The sequence below is a fragment of the Paractinoplanes brasiliensis genome (assembly GCF_004362215.1).
Classification (GTDB): Bacteria; Actinomycetota; Actinomycetes; order Mycobacteriales; family Micromonosporaceae; genus Actinoplanes; species Actinoplanes brasiliensis.
Genome location: NZ_SNWR01000002.1, coordinates 409,063 through 433,990, shown reverse-complemented (window position 1 = coordinate 433,990; position 24,928 = coordinate 409,063). Strand labels below are relative to the sequence as shown.

Below are 24,928 nucleotides of genomic sequence, written 5' to 3'. Positions count from 1 at the left end.
GGACACGCGCGGATGCGTGATCCGGCGGCCGGCACTCACACTCGGGACAGGGCGCGGTCGCTGACGATGCACTGCATGCCGAACTGCCGGGCCCGGCGGATCGCGAAGTCCGTCAGGCCCGGGTCGTCGGCGTAGTCCAGCGCGTACAGGTCGAGCTGCAACCGCAGCAGCTGCTCGGCGATCTGCGCGTGGAACTCGAGGGTGTCCGGCGGCCAGGCCGCGTACCCCTCGTCGGTCCACCGGGCCGAGAACGACTCGAACACCACCCCGTCGACCAGCTCGGCCAGCCGCGGCAGCATCCCGAAACCCCGGTTGGCCAGGATGTACGCCGGCCCGGCCTCGGCCCGCAGCGCCGCCACCAGGGTCAGCAGGTGCGGCACGTCCTCGGGGAAGGTCAGCTCGACGTTGAGCGTGTCGAGGAACAACCCGTCGAACCCGTTGTCCAGCGCCGCGCGGGCCTGCCCGACCACGTGCGACACCCATTCGGGGTGCCCGACGTGCACGAACTTGCCGCCCCAGTCCGGGTTGACCTCGGTGCGCTGCCACACCGCGGGTGGCCCGGTGTCCTCCGACAGGGTCAGGTACGCCAGCACGTGCACGCCCTTGGACTTGAGGAACGCGATCTCCTCGGGCTTGTAGAAGTCGGGTTGCAGCACCACGCGTGGGTACTCGGCCAGGTCGACGAGCTTGCCGTTGCCGTAGTAGAAGCAGATCGGCGGGCGTTCGGCGGTCATGACGGCCTCCCGTGCTCGGCGTACCAGGCGAACGTCGTACGGACGCCCTCCTCGAGGGTGACGGCCGGCTCGTAGCCGGTGAGCTCCCGCAGCTTCGACAGGTCGGGGCAGCGCCGCTTGACCGATCCCGGCGGCGCGTCGGCGGCCTCGATGGCGGGGCTGACCCCGGCCACCCGCAGGACCAGCTTGGCGAGGTCGCCGATGTTGGTCTCCTCGCGGTCGTTGCCGATGTGCACGATCTGCCCGGCGGCCGCGGGTGTCGCCATCAGCCGGAGCATGGCTTCGACCGCGTCGTCGACGTGGCAGAACGCGCGGAACTGGTCGGCGCCGGGCACCCGGAACGGGTCCTCACCGGCGCGGGCGCGCAGCGCCATTTCGGGGATGACGTGGTCGGCACCCATCCGCGGCCCGTACACGTTGTGGAACCGCGCGACCACGGCGTCGAACCCGCGGGCGCGCGCGGTGTGCAGGAACGCTGCTTCGCCGAGCAGCTTGCTGACCGCGTACGCGAACCGGGGCGCCGTGATGTCCGAGATCATCGTGGGGATCGCCTCGGGCGTGGGCACCGCGACGATGCCCGCGTCGACGCCGCCCGCGTAGACCTCGCTGGTCGAGGCGAAGAAGACGCGTTCGCCGGGCTGCAGCCAGTCGAGCAGGTGCATGGCGACGAGCGTGTTCACCCGTACGACCCGGGCCGGGTCCTTCTCGACGTTGCGCACCCCGACGACGGCGGCGAGCAGGTAGATCTGGTCCCACCCGTGTTCCAGGCCGGCGTAGAAGGCCGGGTCGGTGAGGTCGGCCGAGATCACCCGCGCCCCCAGCTCGGAGACCGAGGTGTCGGAGCGGCCGCGGGAGAAGTCGTCGACGATGGTGACGTCGTGGCCGTCGGCGACCAGGCGCCGGGCCAGGTGCACGCCGATGAACCCGGCGCCGCCGAGCAGCAGGGCCCTCATGCGGTCACCACCGGCAGGTAGCCGAGGCCGGCGTAGCGGATGCCCGCGGCCCGGATGGCGTCGGCGTCGAGGATGCGCCACGAGTCGAAGATGAGCGCGGGCCGGGCGTCGCCGAGCATCGCGGTGACGTCGATGGCCCGGTAGTCCGGGTGGTCGTTGATGACCAGCACGGCGTCGCTGTCGGTGAACGCCTTGTCGAGGCTGATCGGGTCGCCGCCGTACTGGCGGACCACCTCGGCGGTGACCATCGGGTCGTGCCCGGTGACGGTGATGCCGGCGGAGGAGAAGACGGGCATCATGGTGGCGATCGGGGTGCCGCGCATGTCGTCGGTGGGCGGCCAGCCCTTGTACGCCCAGCCGAGCACGGCCAGCCGCAGCCCGCGGGTCTCGCCGCGGATCTCGCGCAGCAGCCGTACGACGATCTCGGCCACGTGCACGGGCAGGTGCTCGTTGAGGGCGCGGGCCTGCCCGACCAGGAACGGCGTGTAGCCGCCGGCGCTGTCCAGCATGATGTAGGGGTCCTTCGACAGGCAGCCGCCGCCGACGTATCCGGGCTTGGACAGGTCGGGTCGTGGGTAGTCCACGTTGGCCGCGCGGATGACCTCGAGCGGGTCGAGGCCGTGCTGTTCGGCGATGAGCGCGATCTCGTTGCCGAACGAGTAGATCAGGTCGGTGTGGCAGTTGTTGGAGAGCTTGACCAGCTCGGCCGCCTCGAGGCTGGAGACCGGCACGACGGTCTGGGCCAGCCCGCGGAAGAACTCCAGCCCGGCCCGCAACGAGGCGTCGTCGAGGCCGCCGACCACCTGGGGCAGCTCGACCAGCTCACGCAGTGCCTGGCCCTGGATGGTGCGTTCGGGCGCCATCACCAGCTTGACGTCGTCACCCCAGGCGGCGCGCAGCTCGGGCAGCACGACCTTGCGGCTGGTGCCGACCGGCACGGTGCTGCGCACGACCACCAGGGTGCCGGGGGCGCAGGTGGCGGCGACGCTGCGCGCGGCGGCGGCCAGGTTGGCCAGGTTGGGCCGGCGGGTCTGCTCGTCCACCGGCGTGGACACGCTGATCACTGCCACGTCGACGGTGTGGTGGGGCAGCGTCTCGGCGACGTGGATGCCCGCGTTGATGCGGGAGGCGAAGATGTCCTCGACGCCGGGTTCGAAGATGTGGGACCTGCCCTGCGAGAGGGTGTCCAGCACATGGTTCGACACGTCGGCGCCGTGCACGACATAGCCCTTGTCGGCCAGCGCGGCGGTCAGTGTCAGACCGACGTAGCCGAGGCCGACGACTCCGATCGTGTGGGGCATGCGGTTTCTCCTTACGGGCAGGGTTGTGCGGGTCGGTCCAGTTCCAGCACGGTGACGGTGCCGGTGAACCTCTCGGTGGCGTAGTGCTTGCAGGCGGCTCGCACGTCGGCCGCCTTGGTGGCGTAGTCGACGCTGAGCACGAACTTGCCGGCGTCGCGCAGCGCCCGGGTGTCGGCCAGGTTCTCGGCGCACCAGTCCTCGTCACAGCGCTCGTCGGTGGCTCGGAAGAACAGCTCCTCCATGCCGATGCCGTCGATCGCCTCGGCGTATCCGGGCTGGTGCCGCAGTTCCGGCGAGTTCTGCGGCACGACGAGAAAACCGGGGACCCGGCCTTTCGCGTACGCGCTGATCCGCTTGACGAGGGAGGCCATGTCGGCGGCCAGCCGCTCACGGTTGCGTCCCTCGACGGCGTCCAGCGTGATTTCCTCGTACGCCAAAGGGGTGTCGAGATAGGCGCCGTCGAACCCGGCCCGGATCGCCTGGTCGACGCGGGGTTTGACGACCAGCTCCCACCAGCGGTCGTCGTAGTAGCGGACGAAGAACTCGCCGGGCCAGTCGGCCCACTCGTTGCCGATCAGGTCCCTGGGCAGGGTTTTGTACTCGGGCCGGAAATCCTCGATGCTGCCGATCTCGAAGTAGGCGAGCACCCGTTTGCCGGTGGCGCGCACGGCGTCGACCTCGTCGGCGGTGAAGAAGTCGCTGTGCGCGTCGCGGGCCAGGTCGACGACCACGGTCTCGTACGGCCCGGCGGCGAGCTCGTCGAGGCGGCCGTCCTTGTAGTTCTGCAGCTGGTACGCCCAGGACGGGCCGCCTCCGGTGTCGGGAGCGGACGTGCAGGCGGCGACGGTCAGCGCCGCCAGGAGGACCGTCACCGCCCTTCTCACGCCGCGTCCCAGATGCTCTTGATCGAGTCGGTGAGGTCGTGGGCGGGCGCCCAGCCCAGGTCCTTGGCGGCCCGGGTGATGTCGGCCTGGATCCAGTTCACGGCGGCCGAGCGTTGCGGCCCGGCGCCCCGCTCGCGGATGGGCCCGGTGAACCCGGCCTCACGGGCGAGCAGCCGTACGGCTTCCCGCACGGTCACCGCCCGGCCGCTGCCGGCGTTGTAGACCGGGTGCGGCACCTCGCCGGCGACCACGACGGCCCGGATCAGCGAGGCCACGTCCCGCACGTCCACGAAGTCCCGGTACGCGCCGAGCGGCCCCAGCGTCAGCTCGGTGTTCCCGGCCCGCAGTTGCGCGGCGGCGCGGCCCAGCACGTTCTCGGCCGGCTGTCCCGCCCCGATCGGGTTGAACACGCGCAGCGACACGGTGTTGGACGCCAGCGCGAACAGCCGGGTGCCGGCGGCGTGGCTGACCCCGTACGCGCCGACGGGTTCGAGCCGGTCGTCCTCGGCGACCGCGTGCCCTTCGGGGACCACGCCGTACTCCCCCGCCGAGCCCAGCCGCACCAGCCGCGCCTGCGGGGCCGACTCGAGCAGGCCGGCCGCCACCATGGCGTTGGCCCGCATGAGTTCGCCCGGTGTGCCGGTGAGCGCGCCCACGCAGCACACCACCGCGTCGGGCCGTTCCGCCCGGATCAGCGCCTTGAGGTCGTCGAGCTCGCCGTTGACCAGGTCGTGCCGGTCGCGGCGCGGGCAGATCAGCTCCCCCGCGTCGTCGAGTGCGGCCCGGACATGCCGGCCGATGAAGCCGGACGAGCCGAACAGCAGGATTCTCATACGGGCTCCCCGGCGCGGTCGCGGAGCAGGATCGGGCGCAGCTCGTCGAAGCTGCGGTTGGCCTCGTCGTAGTCCTCGGGCCGCCCGATGTCGAGCCAGAACCCGGTGAACGGGTACGTCGCCGGGTGTTCGCGCCGGGCCAGCAGGTCCAGCACCAGCTCGTCGAAGCCGAACGAGCGCCCGGCCGGGTACGGGGCCAGGGTGCGCCGGCTCATCCCGTACACGCCCATGCTGACCTGGTAACGCAGGCTGGGCTTCTCACGGAACCCGGTGATGCGTGACGCCTCGACGTCGAGCACCCCGAACTCGACCTTGTGGGTGCGTTCGGCGATGGCCACGGTCAGCCCGGCGCCGGTGAGGGTGTGCTGGTTGAGCAGGTCGGCGTAGTCGAGGTCGGTCAGCACGTCGCCGTTCATCACCAGGAACTGCTCGGGCAGCGTGTCCTTGAGCGCGAACAGCGGCCCGACCGTCGACAGCGGACGGTCCTCCTCGATGTAGTCGACGCGCAGGCCCCAGCGGGCGCCGTCGCCCACGAAGGCTCTGATGAGCGGGCCGAGATGGTTGATCGCGAGCGTCACGGAGGTGAAGCCGCAGCCGGCGAGCTGGTCCAGGACGATCTCGAGGATCGCGTGCTTGTCGCCGATGGGCATCAGTGGCTTGGGCAGCGTGGTGGTGTACGGCCGCAGCCGCACCCCCTTGCCGCCGGCGAGAATCACCGCGTGCATGCAGATCTCCCCCTTCAGTGACCTACCGGTAGTGACGGACCTGGCGGACGGACGGGGCCAGGCCGAGCAGGAACAGGGCCAGCAGCGCGAAGACGCTGCCGGTGAACAGCACCGTGTCGGTCAGCGGGGTGACCGAGCGGCCGAGCAGGAACACGGCGCCCAGGTGCAGCACGAGGGCGGCGATCAGCGACGCGCAGAGCCGGCCGAACCGTTCGAACCCGGCCAGCAGGAACGCGACGTAGTAGGCGCCGCCGAGCAGCACGTGGGCCAGCACCATCACGAACACGGCCGGGTCGGTGGCGCGCAGCCCGGCCAGCAGCACGACGCCGAGCCCGGCCGGGACGGCGGCGCAGAGCAGGATCTCGAGGCCGATCGCGCGGGTCAGGTGCTCCTCGAAATCGGCGGGGCGGCGGCTGGTGCGGGTCAGGCCGACGGCCAGCGCCCGGAACCGTTCGGCCCGCCACTCGACGAAACCCATGGACAGGATGAGCGGGGCCACCGCGACGGCGATGTCGAGGCGGCCGGACAGATAGGGCAGGGCGGCGTGCAGCAGCAGAAGAGCGGAGAGGATCCCGTACGCGGTGACGCCGGCCAGCCCGCGCGCGGAGAGCCGGGCCGGCAACTCGTCCCGGCTGCCCTGCTTGAACGTGCACCACAGCGCGGCCGTGAACGCGGCCAGCACCCCGGCCCCGGCGGCGATCAGCGCGGTGTCGCGGGCCCGGTCGTCGAACAGATAGGCCACGCCGGCCACCACCGCGGGGGCCATGGCGAGCGCCTGCCACAGCTCACGGCGGTAGAACATCAAAACCGTGCCGGCGAGCTGATAGGTCAGCTGCCCACCGGCGAGCAGCACCAGGCTCCACCGGCCGAGGACCGCACCGGCCAGGGCGCCGAGCAGCGGAGCGGCCAGCGCCGAGAACCGCAGCAGACGAGCGGCCCGGCGAGGACGGTTGGCGCCGAGCAGCTTGTAGGCGGCGAAGGCGACCGTTCCCGCGTACGCCCACCCGAGGACCCCGGCCAGGGTGAGCGCGAGGATGGCGTGGCGTTGCCCCACCACCACCAGCACGGCCGGGAACACCGCGCTGGGCAGGGCGTACAGAGGGCCGTGCAGCAGCAGGCGCACGGTCTGGCGGCGGCCGTGCCCGGTGGCGGCCGGCGCGGGCGGGTCGTCGGCGGGCGGGCCGAGGCGGCGGAACACCTCGGCGGCCAGCGCGAACACGTCGGGGAAGCCGTACTCGACCCGGGCGATACGGTCGGTGACCCCGTCGGCCTCCAGGGCGGCCGCGACCTGAAGCGTTTCGACGGCCCGTGCCAGGGCCGGGCGCATCCGGTCGACGAGCATGTCCAGCGGGTCGGCCGAGATACGGGGCAGGACGACCGGGTGGGTCTGCGGAGCGGTCCGCTCCTGGTCGTCGACGGTCATCGCACGCCCAGCCAGGCCGGGGCGGCCGGGCGCAGCCGGGGCGCCGGGGCAGCGCCCTCGATCGGGTGGGCCAGGCGCTCGTAGACGTCGCGGTACATCTGCAGCGACTGGGCCAGGGTGAAGTGCTCGAGCACCCGGGCGCGGGCCGCGAAGCCGAGGTTGTGCCGCAGTTGGTCGTCCCGCAGCAGCTCGATGCAGGCCTCGGCCACGGCCACGTGGTCGCGCGGCGCCACCACCCGGCCGGTGTCGCCGACCGCCTCGGCCACGCCGCCCACGTTGGTGCACACACACGGCCGCCCGCACGCCATGGCTTCCACCACCGTGTACGGAAAACCCTCGGAGATGCTGGTGAGCGCGACGATGCTGCCCGCGTGGTACGCGTCGACGGCCCGTTCGATGCGGCCCTCGAGCACGGCCGCGCCGGTCAGCCCCAGCTCGTCGATCAGCCGCTCGCACGACTCGTGGTAGGTGCGGTTCACCGCCGGGGTGCCGCCGAAGATCCGCAGCCGCGCCTCGGGGATCTTGTCGCGGACGATGGCGAACGCCCGGATCAGCGTGTGCAGGTCCTTGAGCGGGTCGACCCGGCCCATGAACGCGATCGTGGGCACCTCGGGCTCGCTGGTGGCGGCCGGGAACTCGGCCGGCTCGACACCGTTGTACATCGTCCACATGCGTTCGGGGTCGGCGCCGTTGTGCAGCTGCCACCGCCGGTTGTACGACGAGTGGGGGGCGAGCACGTCGGTGATCAGGTACGCGGCGCCGGCCAGCGACCGGAAGAAGCTCAGCGCCATCACCCGGACGGCGTGGGAAGCGTCGTCGTGCAGGTAGGAAATGTAACGTTCACGCAGGTAGATGCCGTGTTCGCTCATCACCAGCGGGGTGCCGTAACGCCACTTGGCGACCATCGCGACCAGCATCGACAGCCCGTTCATCGAGCAGTGCACGATGTCGGCCTGCACGGCGGGGGCGCTCAGCGGGCGCAGCATGTGCTCGAGCAGCCAGGTCGCCTGGATCGCGTCGGCGACCGTGGGGGCCGGGGCGGTCTCCTCGACGCGCAGGTCACGCCACGCGTCCAGCATCATGGTGACCGCCTCGTTGGACACGAGCGCCTCGCCGAGGTTCCCGCCCGACTCGGCGTACTCGTAGAGGCCGCGCAACGCCAGGAGGAACAGGCCGCGTCCCTGCCCGGGCTGCAACGTGTCGACCGGTGTGATCAGCGCCCGCAGGAACATCTCGTACGGGCCGGTGAACGCCGAGCCGGGGCTCTGGCCGGGGCGGCCGCGGTCACGGCCGCCCCACAGCGGAACGGAGTGCACCCGGTCCAAGTTCGCCGGGGTGGCGAAGACAGACTGCTCGGTGCCGTCGACGGTGAGCGCGACGACCTCCCAGCGGAAGTCGGGCATCCCCTTGATGAGCTGCTCGCACCAGATGCTGACGCCGCCCATCGCGTAGGGATAGGTCCCCTCGGACACGAGTGCGATCCGCATTCCTTTACGCCCTCGGCGTCGCCGGGACGGTCACCGGGGTGCCGGCGGTCAACGCCAGCGGGGTGGTGACGTCCGACCCGTACGTGGACGCGTTCGTCCCCTGCACGCCGCTGACCTGCAGCGTCCCGGCCGCCGGCGAGGCCACCGTGACCGTGCCCGCCGACCGGTCGTAGACCGCGTCCACGCCCGCCGCCAGCTGCCCGAAGTGCTCGGTGCGGACGCTGGTGTAGGCGCCGATCCCGGCCCAGTCCTGGTTGAGCAGCGGCACCGAATAGATCGCCTCGTACTTGCCGACGATCGCCTCGACCCAGTCGGTGGCCAGCGTGCGGCCGTTGCCGTAGTCGCGGACGTTGGCGATGTGCAGCGTGTGCGTGTTGATGCCGCCCGACGCCACGTGCTGCAGCGCCACGCCGGCCTCGTAGTCGAGGATCTGCTCGTAGGTGCGGTTGGTCGGCCAGTACGGGAACTTGCCGTTGGGGCCGTAGAAGGAGTTGTAGAACGCGGTCTCCTCCTCCGGCGTGGTGCAGAAGTAGGCGATGTTGGTCGGCCAGTCCGGCACGACCTCCACGTCCGGCTCCAGCGGGTGCACGATCGAGGCGTTGAAGTGCGCCGGCTTGTGGCTGGCGAACGACATGTTGCCGTGCAGGTACCGGATGTTCAGGTCCTTGGCCGCCTGCAGCAGGTTCGGGTTCGAGCCGCCCAGGCCGTGGTCGACCGGCACGCCGGTGTCGTCGTCCGGGTCGACGGTGTAGACGCCGAGACCGGAGTACTCGGGGGTCTTGAGAACCCCTGCCGACTCGGTGAGGCCGATGGCCGCGCCCGCCGTGCGGTTGCTCAGGATCTCCCCGTACGTGGTGGCGTAGCTGGTGTTGTTGAGCTCGGGGTGGTTGAGCGTGTGGTTGAGCCAGCGGAAGTCGCCGGCCAGGCACTTGGTGGTGGCGGTCAGCTCGTTCGGGCCGCCGTCGGGGTAGCACTGGTTGCCGGCGAACGGGTCGATGTCGGCGCCGTTGAACGCCAGGTTGAACTTGAACCCGTTGCCGATCGCGTCCTGCCGCTGATCCAGGTTGACCATGTCGTGGGCGGACACCTTGAACCCGGGGTCGTACTCGATGTGCCCGTCCGGGTAGTAGTGGTCGGCGGTGTTGAACCAGTCGTCGATGTCGACGTTGAGGTGGTGCCGCTGCTCGCCGAGGAACAAGCCCTTGGTGGCCCAGCGGACCAGCCCGTACACCAGCACGTCGGACTGCAGCAGGTACTGGTTGAGCGTGAACGTCAGCGCCAGCCGCTCCCTGCCGTCGGTCGAGGTCGACCGCACACCCAGCACGTTCGTGCCGTCGGTGGCGATCGCGTCGGCGGCACAGCCCGGCGCGATGCTGGTCCTGTAGACGTACGACTGCACGACCGGGATCTCGGCGTCGGCCTTCAGGTAGTCGAAGACGCCGGCGCCTGCGCTGGTCAGGCTCACGTTCAACGGGGTGTCGCCGACCGCGGTCTCGCCGGCCGAACGCAGGCAGTAGTCCTCGGGCCAGGAGCCGTAGCTGGTGTACAGCGCCGCCTGGCGGACCCCGAAGTTGCGCTCGTAGGCCCAGAGGATGTTCCACTCGCCCGGGTCGAGCCCGTTGAGGTAGTTGGCGCCGTCGGCGTACACGAGCATGGTGTTGGTCAGCAGGATGGCGTTGTACTTGCCGGTGCCGTCGGCGCGCACGAGGGTGTCGACGGTCAGCGGCGTGGTGGCGGTGTAGAGCACGTCGTACGCGGCGCCGAGGCGGTCCAGCGTCGTCTTCCAGGTCGGGACGCCGAAGTCGTCGGTGGTGGTGGCGACCACGAGCGCGCGCAGGGCGACCTTGTCGTTGAGTCCGGCCGCCAGGCTCTTGCCCGTCTTCCGGGTGGGCGTGGGCGCGGTGACGGCAACCTTGCCGGTGCGCTTGGGCAGCGGCTCGGGCGGGGTCACCCGGGGCGGGGCGACCTGACCGTACCCCGGGACCTGGGGCGGCGACTGGGGTCTGGCGGGTTTGGCGTCCGCGGGCGCCGCCGCGACGATGGTCCCTGCGCACAGGGCGGCGACTAAGGCGCTCACCGCACGGCGGTAGGCGGGCAGGCGGGCAGCGGCCATCAAAGAACCTCCACGGTGGACTGGAGTGAGGTGGGGCGGGGCGTGCCGACGGCGAGTCTAAGCAGGATTTAAGGATTGCCGGTGGTCAATCGGCCTGTCCGCGGCACGACCATTCCTGACCGTTGACGCCCATCGACCGCGGTGATAGGCGCGGTGTCACCTGAACCGGTTCTCAACAACGTCACGAGCCCGTTTTCTCGTCCTGACAAGCCATTTCCCCCCGTACGAGTAATGGCCCGTTAACAATCGATCGAGGCGCGCCGCGGTCTCGCCGCCCGGTCGCCGGGCGGGAGATTGTCGGTCAAGATCCGGCTATGCCCGGTGTGGGCGTGTTGCCGGGATACGCGGTCGCGGCACAATCAGCCGGGTTTAGGCCGTCGATGATGGACGGAGCGTCGCGGCGTGTCGACTCACCGCCACGGCGCCCGATCGAGATCCGTCAAAGGGAAACGGCGTTTCTCCTTTACGTGCCGGCCGCCATAAATAGACCTGACACGTCCATGAAATGTCAGACAACCGGCGGGACGAAATACCCACGAGTAATGGCCGCGGCGGCGATTCATGACAGATGTCATCGATGCGTGATGCACCCTGCACCTGATCCGGTGGACAGCGGCACTGCACCGGCCCGCCGCCGCAAGCCTTGCTCATACGAGGATCGCCGCCCTCGCTCTGGCCGACACCGTGCAGCCCCCGCCTGCCCGCCTGCCCGCCTGCCTCCGCCGGTCCGGCCTGCCCCCACCGGCCTCCGCCGGTCCCGCCTGCCTCAGCCTGTCCCGCCTCCCCCGCCCGCCTGTCCCGCCTGCCTCAGCCTGTCCCGCCTCCCCCGCCCGCCTGTCCCGCCTGCCTCCGCCGGTCCCGCCTGCCTCCGCCTGTCCCGTCTGCCTCCGCCTGTCCCGTCTGCCTCCGCCTGTCCCGTCTGCCTCCGCCTGTCCCGTCTCTGCCGCCTCGCGGCCTCCGGCGCAACGCCGACGAGACTGCCCACCCCAAGCGTCCTAGGATCCTGGGCAGCGTCTCGTCGGCGGTGATGCAGTGGTGCAACGCGAACCACACGTCAGCTCGGGCGTGTCGTTCGCTTCTTCCAGTGTTGAGCGGGCCGATGACCGCCAGAGCGCCGTACGAGGGCGATCACTTCGACACAGGGTCCGCGTGGAGCGCCAAGGGCGGCACGACCACCCGCGACTCGCTCCGCGGCGGCTTGGCCAGCTTCAAGACCACCAGCGCGTACGCGGCCAGCACCACCACATCCACGGCGGCCATCTGCCACGGCATGTCGGCTGCCGTCTCCGTGATGGTCAGCTGCCCGAAGGCCGCCGCCAGCCCCGCGCTGACCAGGTTGTTCATGACGTGCAGGGCGATCGCCGCCTCGAGGCCGCCGGTACGCACCGTCAGCCAGCCCGTCACCACGCCGAACAGGAACAGGTCGGCGAAACCCCACGGCGTCCCCCACCCGTGCGCCGCCGCGAACACCAGCGCCTGCAACGCGATCGGCGCCCACGGCCGGCGGAACCACACGCCGGTCGCCTGCAGCAGCCAGCCGCGGGTGAAGTACTCCTCGGCGGCGGCCTGCGGCGGCACCACGACGAGCAGCAACAGCATCGACAGCGCGAACGGCCCCCACCCCACGAGCTGGTCGGAGGGCGAGGACAACGAGCCGAGCAACAGAGCCGAACCGCCGAGCAGCGCGAGCACAGCAACCAGCGCGACCGGCAGCAACCGGAGCAGCAGCCGCCACCGCAGACGCCCGGTGACCGACGACAGCGTGCCGGCCGGACGCCGCTGAATCCAACGAGCCGCGAGCAGGGTCAACGGCAGCAGCACGGCGATCGTGAGGAACGCGATGGCCAGGTCGGCACGCTCGCCGAAGCTGGGCAGGCCGTCGGCGTTCGAAGGCCGCCCGGCCAGGATCGCGGCCAGTGTGACAGCCATGTAGGCGGCCACGGCCACGAACGCGCCGGCAGCCAGGATGAACAGGGTTCCAAGGACGGGCCGCCACCAGCGGTGATCGGGGGTCCGGGCGAGGCGGTGATAAATCATGGGGAAAGTCTGTCGATGCGAGCGCGCCGGCGGATCGGGCCGCGGACGGAAACTCATCCCTGCCCCAGGGCATAGATAAGCTGTCGGCCATCATGACCCACTGGAGGACCTGGCTGCTCCCCGCGCTCGTCGCGGCGGCCCAGCTCGTCTATTGGCCCGGCCTCGATCTCTCCGTACGGGCGGTGGCCGGTCTCGCCGTGACCGCGGTGGTGTGCGGCGCCCTCTGTCTGCGGCTGCGGCGCCCCGTCGTCGCGGCGGCGGTGGTCACCAGTGGCCTCGCGCTCGGCACGTGGGCCGTGCCGCAGCAGGAGTATTTCGCGCCCGGTGACGCCCTGCTGGTGGTCTCGTTCGCCGAGTCGATCGCGCTCTTCAATGTGGCGTTGCGCTGCTCCCGCCGTACGACGGTGCTGGTCGCCGCGGGGATGCTGGCGGCGCAGGCCGTGCTGGTCCTCGGCGACGAGCCGCTCGACATGCTGGTCAGCGTGGCCTTCTATGCGATGGTGGTCGCGCTCGGCCGGGTGCGGCGGCGCTGGCTCGACGAGCGTTCCGCCGCCGCGCACCGGCTGGCCGAGGCCGAGCAGGCGCGACGGGACGCGGCCGCGGCCGAGCAGCGGCGCCTGGCCCGCGAGCTGCACGACGTCACCGCACACCACCTCACGTCGATCGTGGTGAACGCGACGGCGGCCCAGTTCGTCGGCAAACCGGAGCTGGAGGCCGAGGCCTTGGCGTTCGCGGAGCGCACCGGGCGCGAGACGCTGGTCGCGCTGCACCAGCTCGTCTCGGTGCTGCCCGCCCCGGCCGAGACGGCCACCCTGGGCGATCTGGCCGACGACTTCCGGCATCTCGGCCAGGCGGTACGGCTGTCCGAGTCGGGTTCGCCGCCGCCCGAGCAGGCCGAGGCGCTGCACGGCATCGCCCGCGAGGCCCTCACCAACACCCTGCGTTATGCGCCGGGCGCGACGGTCACGGTTTCCCAGACGTACGACGAGACCGGCGCGACGCTGGTGGTGGCCGACGACGGTCCAGCCGTCCCCTCCGGAGCGGCCCAGGGTCTCGGCGGTGGCCGCGGCCTGTCCGGCATGCGGGATCGCGCGGCGGCGTTCGGCGGCACAGTGACGGCGGGGCCGCGGGAGTCCGGCGGCTGGCAGGTGCGGGCGGTCCTCCCGGCCGGGGCGGCGCCCGCGCGGCTGCGCGTCTGGTTACGGAGCCAGGCCGTACTGGACGCGGGTTTGGTGCTGGTGGCTCTGTTGCTGCCGCTGGCCGGGGTGGCGGCGCTGGTCGAGGAGGACGGGGCGGCCCCCGCGGCGGTCGCGCTGACGCTGCTCGCGATGGTGGCGCACGCGGCGCCGTTGTTGTGGCGGCGGCAACGCCCGTGGACGGTGCTGGCCGCCGTCGCGGTGACCGGGTGGCTGGGTCCGCTGCTCCTGGCGACCGAGGTGCTGGCGCCGGCCGACGCGTGGATGTTCCTGTTCAGCACCGGGGCGGACCTGGCGGCCGTGTACGCCGTGGCCGCGTACGGGAAAAGGCCTGTCCTCACGTGGCTCGGGCCGGTCGTGTCGTTGCTGTCGGCCGCGCTGAGCCTGGGCGCGCTGCTGGTCGCGGGGAACGACACCGCCGGGCACGCGCTGACGCTGTTCCTGTTCATGACGGTGCTGAGCGGGTTCGTGCTGGCGCTGCCGTTCGCCGGGAGCTGGCTCGCCGGGTTCCCGACCCGCCGCCGGCGTGAGCGTCGCCTGGCCGGTGAGCAGAACGCGGTGGCGGTGCTGTCGGCCGAGACCCAGCTGCGCGCCCGTGACGAACGGGCCCGGGTCGCGGCCGGGTTGCAGGCCGGCGTGCTGTCCGCCGCCGCCCGGGTTCCGCAGGCGGCCGGGGACAACGATCTCGACGGGGTGATCGAGGCGGCCCGGGACGCGTTGGCGGCGATGCGCGGGCTGCTCGACGGCCTGCGCCCGGCTCAGGAGGTGTCATCATCGCCATCCGCGTGATGGTCGTCGACGACCAGGTGATGGTCCGCGCCGGGGTGTGCGCGATCGTCGGCTCGCAGGACGACCTGACGGTGGTGGGTGAGGCCGGCGACGGCGCCACCGCCCTCACCGTGGCGGCCGAGGCCCGGCCCGACGTGGTGCTGATGGACGTCCGCATGCCCGGCATGGACGGTCTGACCGCCACCGCCCGGCTGACCGCGGGCGAGCCGGCGCCTCGGGTGATCGTCCTGACCACCTTCCACCAGGACGCGTACGTCTATCAGGCCCTGCAGGCGGGGGCGTCCGGCTTCCTGCTCAAGGACTCCGACCCGGCCGCCCTGGTCGCCGCCATCCGTACGGTGGCCGCGGGCGAGGCCATGCTCAGCCCGGCGGTCACCAAGCGCCTGATCGACGCGTTCGCCACCGGTTTCGTGCCCGGGGCGACCGACGACGACCCCCGGCTCGCCCAGCTCACCCCGCGCGAACGGGAGGTGCTGACCGAGCTGGCCAAGGGGCTGTCGAACGCCGAGGTGGGCGCGGCGCTGGGCATCGGCGCGGGCACGGTCAAGGCGCACGTGAACGCGTTGCTGCCCAAACTGGGCGCGCGCGACCGCGTGCAGGCCACCATCATCGCGTACGACCTCGGTCTGGCCCGGCCGCGACGGTAGCGGAACTATCATGGCGAAATGGCGATTCGCGGCGGTCGATCGACCCGGCGATCGCTCGTCTCGGCCTCGCTGGTCGTCGTGGGAGCCCTCTCGGTGATTGCGGGGCCATCGCACGGCGACGGCTCGGCGATGGAGAGGCTGGCCGGTCCCGCTTCGCCCGGCGACCTGCACGTGATGACCTACAACCTGCGGTGGGGCGGGTTCGCCGAGCCGAACTCGTGGGAACAGCGGCGGCCGGTGATGCGGACGCTGCTGACGACCGAACGGCCCGACCTGATCGGCACCCAGGAAGGCCTGATCGTCCAGCTGCGTGACATCGAGGCCGACCTGGGCGGCGGTTACGGCTTCGTCGGCACGGGCCGGCTGGGTGGCGAGCTCGGTGAGTTCATGGCCGTCTTCTATCGCCGCGACAGGCTGACACCCCAGACGTACGGGGACTTCTGGCTCTCCGACACGCCGGAGGACCCCGGTTCCGAGACGTGGGGCGGTTTCACCGTCCGGATGGTGACCTGGGTACGGTTCCTCGATCGCGCGACCGGAAAGCGCTTCTACGCGGTGAACACACACTTGGACAACGCCAGTGAGCACGCCCGCCGCCGCGCCGCCGAGCTGATCCGCGAACGGCTGCCGGCGTTGAGGCCGCCGCTGCCGATCGTGCTGACCGGTGATTTCAACACTCCCGCCGGCAGTTTCGTGCACGAGCGGCTGACCGGCTTGCTGCAGGACACGTGGGAGACCGCCGCGCGGCGCGGACCCTCCTACGCCACCTTTCACGGTTATCAGCCGCTGGAGCCGGACGGGCCGCGGATCGACTGGGTGCTCGCCACGCCCGGCGTCGTCGCGTCGGCCGCGCTGACCAACACCTACCAGCGTGGCGGTCAGTTCCCCAGTGATCATCTGCCCGTCCAAGTGCGTCTCACGCTGCCCTGAGCCGGGCCGCGGCCCGCACCGGCCCGGCCTCCGTCGGATCGGCTGCCGGTTCGGCCGGCCTGCTCACGACGGCCGGTTCGAGCGGGACATGTTCGGCGGCGATTCTCCGTACGGCCGGCTCGCAGTCCCACAGGCCCTCGGTCAGCCCGAGAGGAACGTGATCGCCGTCGAGGATCATCAGCTCGCAGACGGGGCCGCGCGTTCGCACGAGTGCGGGCTGTGCCACCGGCGACGCAGGCGCGGCACGACGCCGCGGACGGCCCGGCCCCCGATGCCTGCCAGACCGCCGGCGCGACTCGGTTCGCGGAAATGTCGTACGCAGGTCGTAGGTTGTCGGCATGACTCACACGGGGCTCTCCGAGGACGACTTCGCCGACGCGGTGACGCGGGCCCAGGCCGCTGCCAAGTCGTATTACGACACCGGCGACGTGCTGATGACCGACGCCGACTACGACGCTCTGCTCGACGGCATCGCCACCGCGAAACAGGCCCATCCCGAGTGGGACGATCGTGGCCTCACCACCCAGGTCGCGGCCGGGACGTCGAGCGGCGGCGACGTGCGGCACCCGGTCCCCATGATGTCGCTGGAAAAGATCAACGGCGACGACGGCGTACGGGCTTTCGTGGCGAGCCTCGGCGGCGAGCCCTGCCTGGTCGAGGTGAAACTCGACGGGCTGGCGATCCGGGTCGAGTACTCGTCGGGCCGCCTGGTCCTGGCCGCGTTGCGCGGTGACGGCAGCACCGGTGAGAACGTGACCGCCCAGGTGCTGCGCGGGGTGGCCGGCCTGCCCGCGCGGCTCGGCGCCGACTGGACGGGCGAGGTCCGCGGCGAGGTCTACATGACGGTCGGCGACTTCGAGGCGGCCGGCGCCAACCGGGTCGCCGCCGGGGGCAAGCCGTTCATCAACTCGCGGGGTGCGGTGGCCGGTTCCATCCGTACGGTCGATCGGGCCTACGACGCCCCGATGACGTTCTCGGCCTACGACATCTCGGGCGACTTCGCCTCCCACCGTGAGCGCATGGCCCACGCGGCCGAGCTCGGCTTCCCGACCGCCGGGCGGCTGGCCACCGGCGAGGTGCAGGTCGCGCACGACGCCGAGGCCGCGCTGGCCGCCGTCGCGCGCATCGGTGAGCTGCGGCGTGACCTCGATTTCCCGATCGACGGGGCGGTGCTCACGGCCGACCTCGAGTCGACGCGCCGGCGGCTCGGCTCGGGCAGCCGCACGCCGCACTGGGCGGCCGCCTTCAAATACCCGGCCGACACCGGCTCGACGGTGCTGCGCGACATCGAGGTACGGGTGGGGCGCACCGGCCGCATCTCGTTGCGGGCCGTGCTCGACCCGGTGTTCGTCGACGGCACCACGATCACGTACGCGACGCTGCACAACCCCAAGTTCGTCGAGGATCAGGGGTTGGCGATCGGCCAGACCGTCGCCGTGTGGCGCGCCGGCGACGTCATCCCGCGGGTGACCGCGCCGATCGGCGAGCAGCCGCACGGCCTCACCCCGTGGACACCACCCGAGACCTGTCCCCAGTGCGGCGAGCCGTGGGACAAGTCAAGCCTGCTGTGGCGCTGCCACACCGCGTCCTGCAGCGTGGCCGGCGCGCTGGAGTACTGGTGCAGCCGCGACGCGATGGACGTCGAGGGCGCCGGCGAGGCCCTGTGCGTGGCACTGGTGAACACGGGACTGGCCAATGACGTGGCCGACCTGTATTCGCTGACCGAGGAACAGCTGGCCGCGCTGCCGGTCGGCAACACCAAGGCCGGCGGGGTCGTGCTGCTCGGCAAGCTCAACGCGGCCAAGGTCGTGGCGTCGCTCGACCGCAGCAAGGGCCAGCCGTTCAACCGGGTCATCACCGGCCTCGGCATCCGCATGACCGGGCGCAGCGTGGGCCGTTGGCTGGCCGCCCGGTTCAAGACCATGGAGGCGTTGCGCGCGGCCACCGTCGAAGAGATCGCCGAGATCGACAAGATGGGCCTGATCAAGGCGCAGCATGTGGTCGACGGCCTGGCCGCCATGTCCGGCGTCATCGATCGGCTGGCCGCCGCCGGTGTCACCATGAGCGTGCCCGATACCGAGGGCGAGAAACCGTTCGAGGGCCGGACGTACGTGGTGAGCGGCAGCGTGCCCGGCTACACCCGCACCACCGTGAGCGAACGCATCGAAGAGCTCGGCGGCCGGGCCAGCGGCAGCGTCTCGGCCACCACCACGGCCCTGATCACCTCGGAGACCACCACGGCCAAGGCGACCAAGGCCGCCAAGCTCGGCATCCCCATCATCGACCCGGCCGACTTCGCCGAAATGCTCGCCGGCTGATTCCCTATCGAGGATTTGTTGTCAAGCGTGGGTTGGCTTGACGGTCCGTGACTGGGCCGTGGAGGATTCGTGTGGGGAAGGTCGCCTCGTTCGTACGCCTTGAGCGTCTTTTCGATCATGTCCCGTGAGGGCTTGTTGAGGGGCCTTCCCCGCCCTGCTGTTCTTGTTGCTGCGCCGCCGTCGGCGGATCTGTTCGGTCACGGTCCATTGCTCGGCGATGAGTTGTTTCGCCTGTTGTCCGGTGACCGGGGTGCCGTCGACGTCGCAGATGACGTAGGGCATCCGGCGGCGCATCACGGTCCAGAGCCGTTCGGCGAGCCTGCCGGCGACCACACAGCTGGCTTTGAGGTGTTCGGCGCCGCGTTCGACCATCTGCTGGTGGTAGACCTGCGCCAGCTGCGGATCCTGCTTGCGGGCCCAGTCCGCGGCCCGGATCAGCGTGGCCCGGGCCAGGCGGGAGCCGGCCTTGGACATCGGCTGGCCCTTGCGGTCGGTGTCGCCGGTCTCCGACGCCCGCGGCGCCAGCCCGAGGTAGGACTTGAAGTGCGCCGCGGTCGGGAACCGGGCGGCGTCACCGATCACCGCGGTCATCGCCGGGCCGCCGACCTCGGCCAGGCCGGGCAGGCTGCGGGCCAGCTGCATCGGGTCCACCCACCGGTAGCAGGACTCCCGCTCGGCAGCATGCGCGGCCAGTTCGGCGTCGATGGCACGCAGCAACCGGACCTCGGTGGCGATCTCGTCGGCCAGGTCGGTGAACGCCACGGCCGGATGATCGCCGTAGAGCTCGACCGCCGCCCGCGCCGCGGCCAGCCACTGCTCGGCCCGGGCCTGGCCTTGATGGTTCTTCGACTCGGTGACGATCAACGCGGTCAGCCCGTCACGGCCGAGCCGCAGCAGGGCACGCGGGTCGGCGTACTGTTCCAGCACCGCCAGATCCGTCTTGCCCAGGTCCCCGGTCAGCGGGGTGCACGGCATCACCTGCCGGACCAGGTCCTTGATCCGCACCTTGTGCTCCGAGGCGGCCATCGTCAGCCGGTCACACGCCCGTACCCGCCGGTCCAGCGCCGCCGCGGCCGCGTCCGGCAACTCCAGCGGCCGCAACCCGTCCGGATCGATCAACGGCAACCGCGCCAGGGTGTCAGCGTCGATACCGTTGGACTTGGCATGCCGCTTCAGGAACCGGCGCAGGTCCGCCGCTTTCGCGCTCGACACCCGGAACACCAGATGCCCACGGGCGGTGAAGAACACCGCGATCGGCAACCACGCCGGCCCGGTCGGCTCCATCACCACCTCCAACCGGGTGCCCGGCACCGCCCCGGCCAGAGCAGCCTGCTCAATGACGGTCAGGCTGTCCACCGTCGGCATACACCGCCGCCGGCACACCTCCCGCCCGGCCTCGTCACGCACCCGCACCGTGTGCGCCGACGCGATCCCCAGATCGATCCCGACCAGCCTGCGCTGCACCAACCGAACCTCCCCACACCACAGCCAGTAGTAACGGCTCCGGCCCGCCCGCGCAGGTCACACCGCACGACAGCCACGGTCCCAAGGAGGCAGAGCAATCTGACGACGGCTCCCACTCATGTGCTGCAACCGGGCCCGGCCTCTGACTGGACCGGCCCACTTCCCTCATCCGGGGCATCCGTGGCCAGACCAGCGGTGGCAATCAGTCGTACGAGGCTCTCCCTCAGACCCCAACTCGTCGCCTCCCCACCGGACCAACCGGGATGCTCATGCAACCCCAGGACACCGGACTGATCAAGTACCGGAGTTCCTTACATGACCAAGCATCGGCACGGCGCGGGTGCGGGCGGGGCGACGGGCCGGGCGGGGGCGGGGTGACGGGCCGGGCGGGGGCGGGGCGACGGGCCGGGCGCGGGCGGAGTCGCGCGGGTCAGGTGGGAGTTGCGCGGGTGCGGCGGCAGTTGGCCGGACGTCGGCCGACGATCGCCGCGCGCCCGGCCGGCGTCTGCAGGACGCGCGGCCGGGGCGGTCACACGGGCGGCCGGGTTACTTACTCGACCAGTTCGACGTCGGGTTCGAGGTCGCCGGCCTCGCGCAGGTGGCGGTTGTGGCGCGGCTCCTGCTTGGTCTTGGAGTCGTTCAGCTTGCGGCGCAGGTCGTCGCGGACGTCGTTGAGCGCCGCGCGCAGGTCCTCCTCCGCCGAGGTCGTGACGATCTTCTGCCGGCCGGCGATCCAGCACTCCAGCGTGACCTTCTGCCCGCGCGCCTCCCTGTCCTTGACCGACACCTCGAGCTCGGTCGAGTCGGCGTGAAAGGCGGCCAGCCGGGCGTCGAGCGTGCCGAACTGCTCGGCGATCCAGTTCAGGTCGCCCTGCGAGAAGCCCGCACCCACGCGAAGGCATTCGCGCACGGTGGCGGGGTCAGTCACAGCACTCATCACATCTCCTCGAATCGGATGAAACGGTCGGTGATCTTCTTCCCCGCTCAGCCGCTGCGCGAAACCGGTCACCGCACCCGGAGGCCGTCGAGGATCAGATCGAGCACATGCCGCGCCCGGCCGGCCGCCTCGGGCCGCGAGAGAAAACCCAGCAGAAGCAGCACGTCACCGGCGTCGACATCGGCTCGCAGGGTGCCCTCGTCCCGGCCCGCGGCGAGCAGCCGGTCAATGGCTTCACCGATCGGGCCCGTGTGCCCAGCCGTGGGGTCGGCGTGCCCAACCGCGGGTTCGGCGTGCCCAACCGCGGGTTCGGCGTGCCCAGCCACGGGGCCGGACCGACGGCCGGGCGGGCCCGCGCGTCCTGCGAGGTCGTGTCCCGAAGCTGGTTCCAGCGCCGCCAGCACCCCCCGCTTGACCTGCGCGTAGTCGGCAACGTTGTCCAGCCACATCCGCAAAGCCGTGACCGCGTCGTGCTCCGCGAGCAACTCCGGCGCCGAGGCGACCAGCCGCTCGACGTCGGCGCGGTAGACCTCGGTCAGCAGAGCCTCCCGGGTCGGGAAGTTGCGGTAAAGCGTGCCCTGCCCCACCCCGGCCGCCTTGGCCACCGCGTTCATCGCCAGGTCCGACGTCGTGGTCAGCAGCTCGCGGGCGACCTCGACGATGCGCACGCGGTTGCTGACCGCGTCGGCGCGCGTCCGGCGCTCGGCCATACGACACCTCCCCAAGTGGACACGTGTCCGTTTGACCGGCACACTTAAACGGACACGTGTCAACTTAGTCTACGAGGAGACCCGATGCGTACCGTCATCATCACCGGCGCGAGCAGCGGCATCGGCCACGCCACGGCCACCCTGCTGGCTCAGCGCGGGGCCGCCGTCGTGCTTGCCGCCCGGCGCGGCCGGCACATCGACGCCCTGGCCGCCGAGATCACCGCGGCCGGTGGGCACGCTCTGGCCGTCCCGGCCGACGTGACCGACCTCGACGACGTCCGCCGCCTCGTCCGGACGGCCACCAGCACCTTCGGCGGCGTGGACGTGTTCGTCAACAACGCGGGCGTCGCCCGGCTCGGCCGCCTCGACCGGCTCGACACCGGCGACTGGGCCACGATGATCGACGTCAACGTCCGTGGGCTGCTGCACGGCCTGGCCGCCGTGCTGCCGGTCTTCCAGGCCCAGGGCCACGGGCACGTGGTCACGACGGTCTCGACCGCCGGCCTCAAGGTCACGCCCGCCATGGGCGTCTACGCGGCGACGAAGAACGCGGCCCGCACGATCATGGAGGCCCTGCGGACCGAGTCGACCGACGGCGTCGTCCGGACAACCGAGATCTCCCCCGGTTTCGTCCGCACCGAGCTGGCCGACGGGATGGACCCGGCCGCACGGGCCGAGATCCAGGCGGGCATGCGCGAGTTCGGCCTCGACCCGCAAGCGGTCGCCCGCGCGATCAGCTTCGCCATCGAGCAGCCCGCCGACGTCGAGATCGGCTCCCTCACCATCCGCCCCACCGTCCAAGCCTGACGGCACCCCGGTTCCCCGGCGCCCAAGACCAGCTTGCCCCTCGCCGTCGTTCGGACTGGGCGTTCGGATCCGCTGTCACCAGGCCCCCGACCGGGACGGCCATTCCGGCCGGCAACCGGGCGGGGCAACGAAAGCGGGCGGCAGAATCAGCAACGGAGGTGGGCGGCGGACGCGGCGCGAACAAAGGGCATTCGATGCCCGAGCACGTGCCGCTACGAAAGGGCGTTCTGGATTGCTGGATTCGGTGGTGAGGTGACGGCCGCGGGCCGTCCGCGGACGACGTCCCAGGCCGCTTTGCCGCTGGCGAAGTAGTCGCGCACCGCCTTCTCCGCGAGCAGCGCCCGCCCGCAGCCGTCGCAGCGGGCTCGGACCCCGTCCACGTCGATGCCCACGCTGCGGCAGAGCGTGACCGCCCGCGACAGGTGGTACGACTGGGTGACGATCAGCGCCCGCCGCACCCCGAAGACGTCCCGCGCCCGGATGCAGGAGTCATAGGTGTCCAGCCCGTGGCGGTCGGCCACCACACGGGCCGGGTCGACACCGAGCGCCCCGGTCAGATAAGCCGTCATCGCGGCCGGCTCGTCGCCCGACAGCCCGCCGCCATCGCCCGAGACCAGCACCACACGCGCCCGGCCCGCCGCAACCAGCTCGGCCGCCGTACGCAGTCGCCCGGCCAGACGATCCTCCGGCTGCCCGTCCGCCCCGACCGTCGTCCCCAGCACGACAACCACGTCGGCGGCAGGCGCGTCGGCCGCGTCGTGCACATGCCCCCACGCGGCCGTCGACGTCCAGATCCACGGCGCGCTGACCAGCAGCACCGCCGCCACCCCGAGGATCACAAGCCGCCGCCGAGTCACGGGCGCAGCATAGGAGGAGGAGCCAAATTCGGTGGTTCCCGCGCCCGGGAAGCCGTACAAACGTGACGTGCTCACCAAGTACCCCCGGACGCCGCACCTGGCCGGCTCGCGTCTGCAGCCGGGCGACGAGGATCTGTCGCAGACGCCGTTCGCCGAGCCGGCGGGTCGGCACCTGGTGGTCGAGGAGAAGCTGGACGGCGCCAACATCTCGCGCCAGCACCGCGACCTGTGCATCGGCCTGGGCGCGGCCTACCACGCCCGCGTCGAGATCGTCGCCCTCGAGGTCCCGCCGGGCGCCCTGTGGCGCCAGAACGCGGCCCGCCCTTCCGCTGTGCCGGAGCCGGTCATCGACCGCCTGATAGCCAAGTGGGAGGCCCCGGACATCACCGAGGCCCACACCGTCAGGGCCGGGGCGGGAAGTCGGACTTGCGGATGACGCCGTGCACGCCGACCGTCCGGTCCACCACCTGCGACACCTCGAAGTTCGCGGCGGCCGAGAGATACGCGTAAGCCACCGCCCGGTCCATTTTGAGGTCGCGTTCGAGGAAGTCGAGGGCGTTCACCACGGCCCGCCGCATGGCCACGTCGAGGTCGTTGCCCTGCCCGTCGCGCGAGCCGTCCGGGTCGGACAGGCCGATCGGGATCCACGCGTCGCCGGTCTCGGCGAACGGGTAGCCGAACGCCACCGACGGCGCCCCGCGACGCCCGGCCTTGATCACGGTGAGCCGGTACGTGGCGCGCAGCGAACCCTCCATCGCGGTCAGCGCCACCTCGCCGTTGCCCATCGCCATGTGCGGGTCGCCGGCGTAGAACAACGCGCCCTCGGCGAAGACCGGCAGATAGAACGTCGCCCCGGCGCCGAGCAGGTTGATGTCGATGTTGCCGCCGCCGATGGTGGGCGGGATCGAGTTGAGCAGCGGGTCGGTCAGCGAGGTGGCCGACGCGAACGCCACGCCCATGATGCCCATGAACGGCGACAGGGGGAACGTGGCCGGCGGCAACACCCCGCTGAGTTTGCCCCGCCTCGACCGTACGGGCGTGAAGATCGAGACGTTGCCGTAGCGCCGGGGATCACCGGTGGCCCGGCCGTCCGTGGCGACCGGCGGCATGATCTCGTCCTCGGTGATGCCGGCCGGCACCGCGTTGCCCGCCAGCCGGGGCAGCGCGCCCTTGCCGTGGCGGCTCGACACCACCCCGTACGGCACCCGGGGCAGCGCCGACAGCACCTCGATCTTGAGTACGTCGCCGGGCGCGGCCCCGTCCACGTGGATCGGCCCGGTCACGACGTGCGGCCCGTCGACGTCGAACGAGCGCGGCGTCCGATCGTACGAGCGGGCGATGTCGACGGCGTCGGTCAGCACCCCGCTGCGCGGCACCCCGTGCCGGCCGAACCACGACACCGGGTCACGCCCCTGGTCCTCCAGGATGCCCTCGTGCGACACCGTGTCGACGGTGACCGTCTCCCCCGAGCGCATGCGCAGCACCGGTTCGCTGCCCACCGACGGCACATAACCCCAGCGCACCTCGTCGGGACGTGACCGCAGATAGTGCCGGCCGTGAATCGGCCCCTTGCCGGGCTGCAGCAGGCCGGCCGAGGCCACCGCCGGCGCGCCCGGCGCGGCAGCCGCGATCCCGCCCACCCCCGCAGCCGCCGCGGCGCGCAGAAATGTCCGTCTACCCAGAGCCGCAAGTACGTCCATGAACGAGTTCTAGGCACCCTCCGTGTCGCCGGCATCGCCGCCCCGTGTCCGCGGCGTTACGTTGATCGTCGTCGAAGCCCATG

At 71.5% G+C, this 24,928-nt stretch carries 22 protein-coding genes; 6 read left to right on the top strand and 16 right to left on the bottom strand.

Translation table 11 applies throughout. From position 1 onward, the window contains the following. Positions 1–35 precede the first annotated feature (35 nt). From C8E87_RS33985 to C8E87_RS33940, 10 genes are all read right to left on the bottom strand, one after another. Positions 36–734, bottom strand: coding sequence for an endo alpha-1,4 polygalactosaminidase (locus C8E87_RS33985; protein WP_133877531.1), 699 nt, complete (start codon positions 732–734; stop codon positions 36–38). After that, entirely contained in the window at positions 731–1,687 is a 957-nt protein-coding gene (locus C8E87_RS33980) for an NAD-dependent epimerase/dehydratase family protein (RefSeq protein WP_133877530.1), read from the bottom strand. The genes C8E87_RS33985 and C8E87_RS33980 overlap by 4 nt, the downstream gene beginning before the upstream one ends. Then, complete coding sequence (locus tag C8E87_RS33975) at positions 1,684–2,988, bottom strand: nucleotide sugar dehydrogenase (protein WP_133877529.1); 1,305 nt, start codon at positions 2,986–2,988, stop codon at positions 1,684–1,686. Before C8E87_RS33975 ends, C8E87_RS33980 begins: the two co-directional genes overlap by 4 nt. Positions 2,989–2,999: 11 nt before the next feature. Beyond that, a complete protein-coding gene (locus tag C8E87_RS33970; protein WP_239080456.1) occupies positions 3,000–3,860 on the bottom strand; it encodes a glycoside hydrolase family 191 protein in 861 nt (286 codons plus the stop codon). 8 nt (positions 3,861–3,868) lie between these two features. After that, entirely contained in the window at positions 3,869–4,705 is an 837-nt protein-coding gene (locus tag C8E87_RS33965) for an NAD-dependent epimerase/dehydratase family protein (RefSeq protein ID WP_133877527.1), read from the bottom strand. Continuing rightward, positions 4,702–5,430, bottom strand: a complete 729-nt coding sequence (locus C8E87_RS33960) for a sugar phosphate nucleotidyltransferase (protein WP_133877526.1) — start codon at positions 5,428–5,430, stop codon at positions 4,702–4,704. Before C8E87_RS33960 ends, C8E87_RS33965 begins: the two co-directional genes overlap by 4 nt. Positions 5,431–5,452: 22 nt before the next feature. Then, on the bottom strand, positions 5,453–6,853 hold the full coding sequence (locus C8E87_RS33955; RefSeq protein ID WP_133877525.1) for a hypothetical protein: 1,401 nt from the start codon (positions 6,851–6,853) through the stop codon (positions 5,453–5,455). Next, on the bottom strand, positions 6,850–8,340 hold the full coding sequence (gene pelF / locus C8E87_RS33950; protein WP_133877524.1) for a GT4 family glycosyltransferase PelF: 1,491 nt from the start codon (positions 8,338–8,340) through the stop codon (positions 6,850–6,852). The genes C8E87_RS33955 and pelF overlap by 4 nt, the downstream gene beginning before the upstream one ends. Before the next feature lie 4 nt (positions 8,341–8,344). After that, positions 8,345–10,453, bottom strand: coding sequence for an Agd3-related carbohydrate-binding protein (locus tag C8E87_RS33945; protein ID WP_133877523.1), 2,109 nt, complete (start codon positions 10,451–10,453; stop codon positions 8,345–8,347). A 1,128-nt stretch (positions 10,454–11,581) separates the two neighbouring features. Then, on the bottom strand, positions 11,582–12,490 hold the full coding sequence (locus tag C8E87_RS33940; protein WP_166661376.1) for a CPBP family intramembrane glutamic endopeptidase: 909 nt from the start codon (positions 12,488–12,490) through the stop codon (positions 11,582–11,584). A 92-nt stretch (positions 12,491–12,582) separates the two neighbouring features. On the opposite strand from C8E87_RS33940, the gene C8E87_RS33935 reads away from it, so the two are divergent. From C8E87_RS33935 to C8E87_RS33925, 3 genes are read left to right on the top strand one after another with little or no spacing between them, the layout of a single operon-like run. Next, positions 12,583–14,475: a sensor histidine kinase gene (locus tag C8E87_RS33935; RefSeq protein WP_133877521.1), complete on the top strand. Its 1,893-nt coding sequence runs from the start codon at positions 12,583–12,585 to the stop codon at positions 14,473–14,475. Further along, the gene (locus C8E87_RS33930; RefSeq protein ID WP_239080459.1) at positions 14,475–15,122 is read left to right on the top strand and encodes a response regulator; all 648 of its coding nucleotides are present in this window, start codon (positions 14,475–14,477) and stop codon (positions 15,120–15,122) included. Before C8E87_RS33935 ends, C8E87_RS33930 begins: the two co-directional genes overlap by 1 nt. An 18-nt stretch (positions 15,123–15,140) precedes the next feature. After that, a complete protein-coding gene (locus tag C8E87_RS33925) occupies positions 15,141–16,052 on the top strand; it encodes an endonuclease/exonuclease/phosphatase family protein (RefSeq protein ID WP_133877519.1) in 912 nt (303 codons plus the stop codon). On the opposite strand, the gene C8E87_RS33920 is transcribed toward C8E87_RS33925, so the two are convergent. Further along, complete coding sequence (locus tag C8E87_RS33920; RefSeq protein ID WP_133877518.1) at positions 16,039–16,260, bottom strand: hypothetical protein; 222 nt, start codon at positions 16,258–16,260, stop codon at positions 16,039–16,041. The two genes, C8E87_RS33925 and C8E87_RS33920, sit on opposite strands and share 14 nt — an antisense overlap. A gap of 130 nt (positions 16,261–16,390) precedes the next feature. On the opposite strand from C8E87_RS33920, the gene ligA reads away from it, so the two are divergent. Next, a complete protein-coding gene (ligA, locus tag C8E87_RS33915) occupies positions 16,391–18,370 on the top strand; it encodes an NAD-dependent DNA ligase LigA (protein ID WP_133877517.1) in 1,980 nt (659 codons plus the stop codon). A 21-nt stretch (positions 18,371–18,391) separates the two neighbouring features. On the opposite strand, the gene C8E87_RS33910 is transcribed toward ligA, so the two are convergent. The 3 genes from C8E87_RS33910 to C8E87_RS33900 all read right to left on the bottom strand — a co-directional run bounded on the left by C8E87_RS33910 (position 18,392) and on the right by C8E87_RS33900 (position 21,481). After that, positions 18,392–19,834 carry an IS110 family RNA-guided transposase gene (locus tag C8E87_RS33910; RefSeq protein ID WP_239080767.1) on the bottom strand — a complete coding sequence of 481 codons (1,443 nt, stop codon included), beginning with the start codon at positions 19,832–19,834 and terminating at the stop codon, positions 18,392–18,394. 550 nt (positions 19,835–20,384) lie between these two features. Further along, positions 20,385–20,771 (bottom strand): HPF/RaiA family ribosome-associated protein, encoded by a 387-nt coding sequence (locus tag C8E87_RS33905; protein WP_133877516.1) that lies wholly within the window; start codon positions 20,769–20,771, stop codon positions 20,385–20,387. Positions 20,772–20,839: 68 nt separating this feature from the next. Further along, positions 20,840–21,481 carry a TetR/AcrR family transcriptional regulator gene (locus tag C8E87_RS33900; protein ID WP_133877515.1) on the bottom strand — a complete coding sequence of 214 codons (642 nt, stop codon included), beginning with the start codon at positions 21,479–21,481 and terminating at the stop codon, positions 20,840–20,842. An 84-nt stretch (positions 21,482–21,565) separates the two neighbouring features. On the opposite strand from C8E87_RS33900, the gene C8E87_RS33895 reads away from it, so the two are divergent. Then, entirely contained in the window at positions 21,566–22,288 is a 723-nt protein-coding gene (locus C8E87_RS33895) for an SDR family oxidoreductase (RefSeq protein WP_133877514.1), read from the top strand. Positions 22,289–22,500: 212 nt separating this feature from the next. On the opposite strand, the gene C8E87_RS33890 is transcribed toward C8E87_RS33895, so the two are convergent. Further along, entirely contained in the window at positions 22,501–23,145 is a 645-nt protein-coding gene (locus C8E87_RS33890) for a SanA/YdcF family protein (protein ID WP_133877513.1), read from the bottom strand. A 67-nt stretch (positions 23,146–23,212) separates the two neighbouring features. Between C8E87_RS33890 and C8E87_RS45940 the strand changes: the two genes are divergently transcribed. Next, entirely contained in the window at positions 23,213–23,581 is a 369-nt protein-coding gene (locus C8E87_RS45940) for an ATP-binding protein (protein ID WP_239080753.1), read from the top strand. On the opposite strand, the gene C8E87_RS33880 is transcribed toward C8E87_RS45940, so the two are convergent. Next, positions 23,547–24,845 (bottom strand): acetamidase/formamidase family protein, encoded by a 1,299-nt coding sequence (locus C8E87_RS33880; protein WP_133877512.1) that lies wholly within the window; start codon positions 24,843–24,845, stop codon positions 23,547–23,549. The two genes, C8E87_RS45940 and C8E87_RS33880, sit on opposite strands and share 35 nt — an antisense overlap. Between the last annotated feature and the right edge of the window lie 83 nt (positions 24,846–24,928).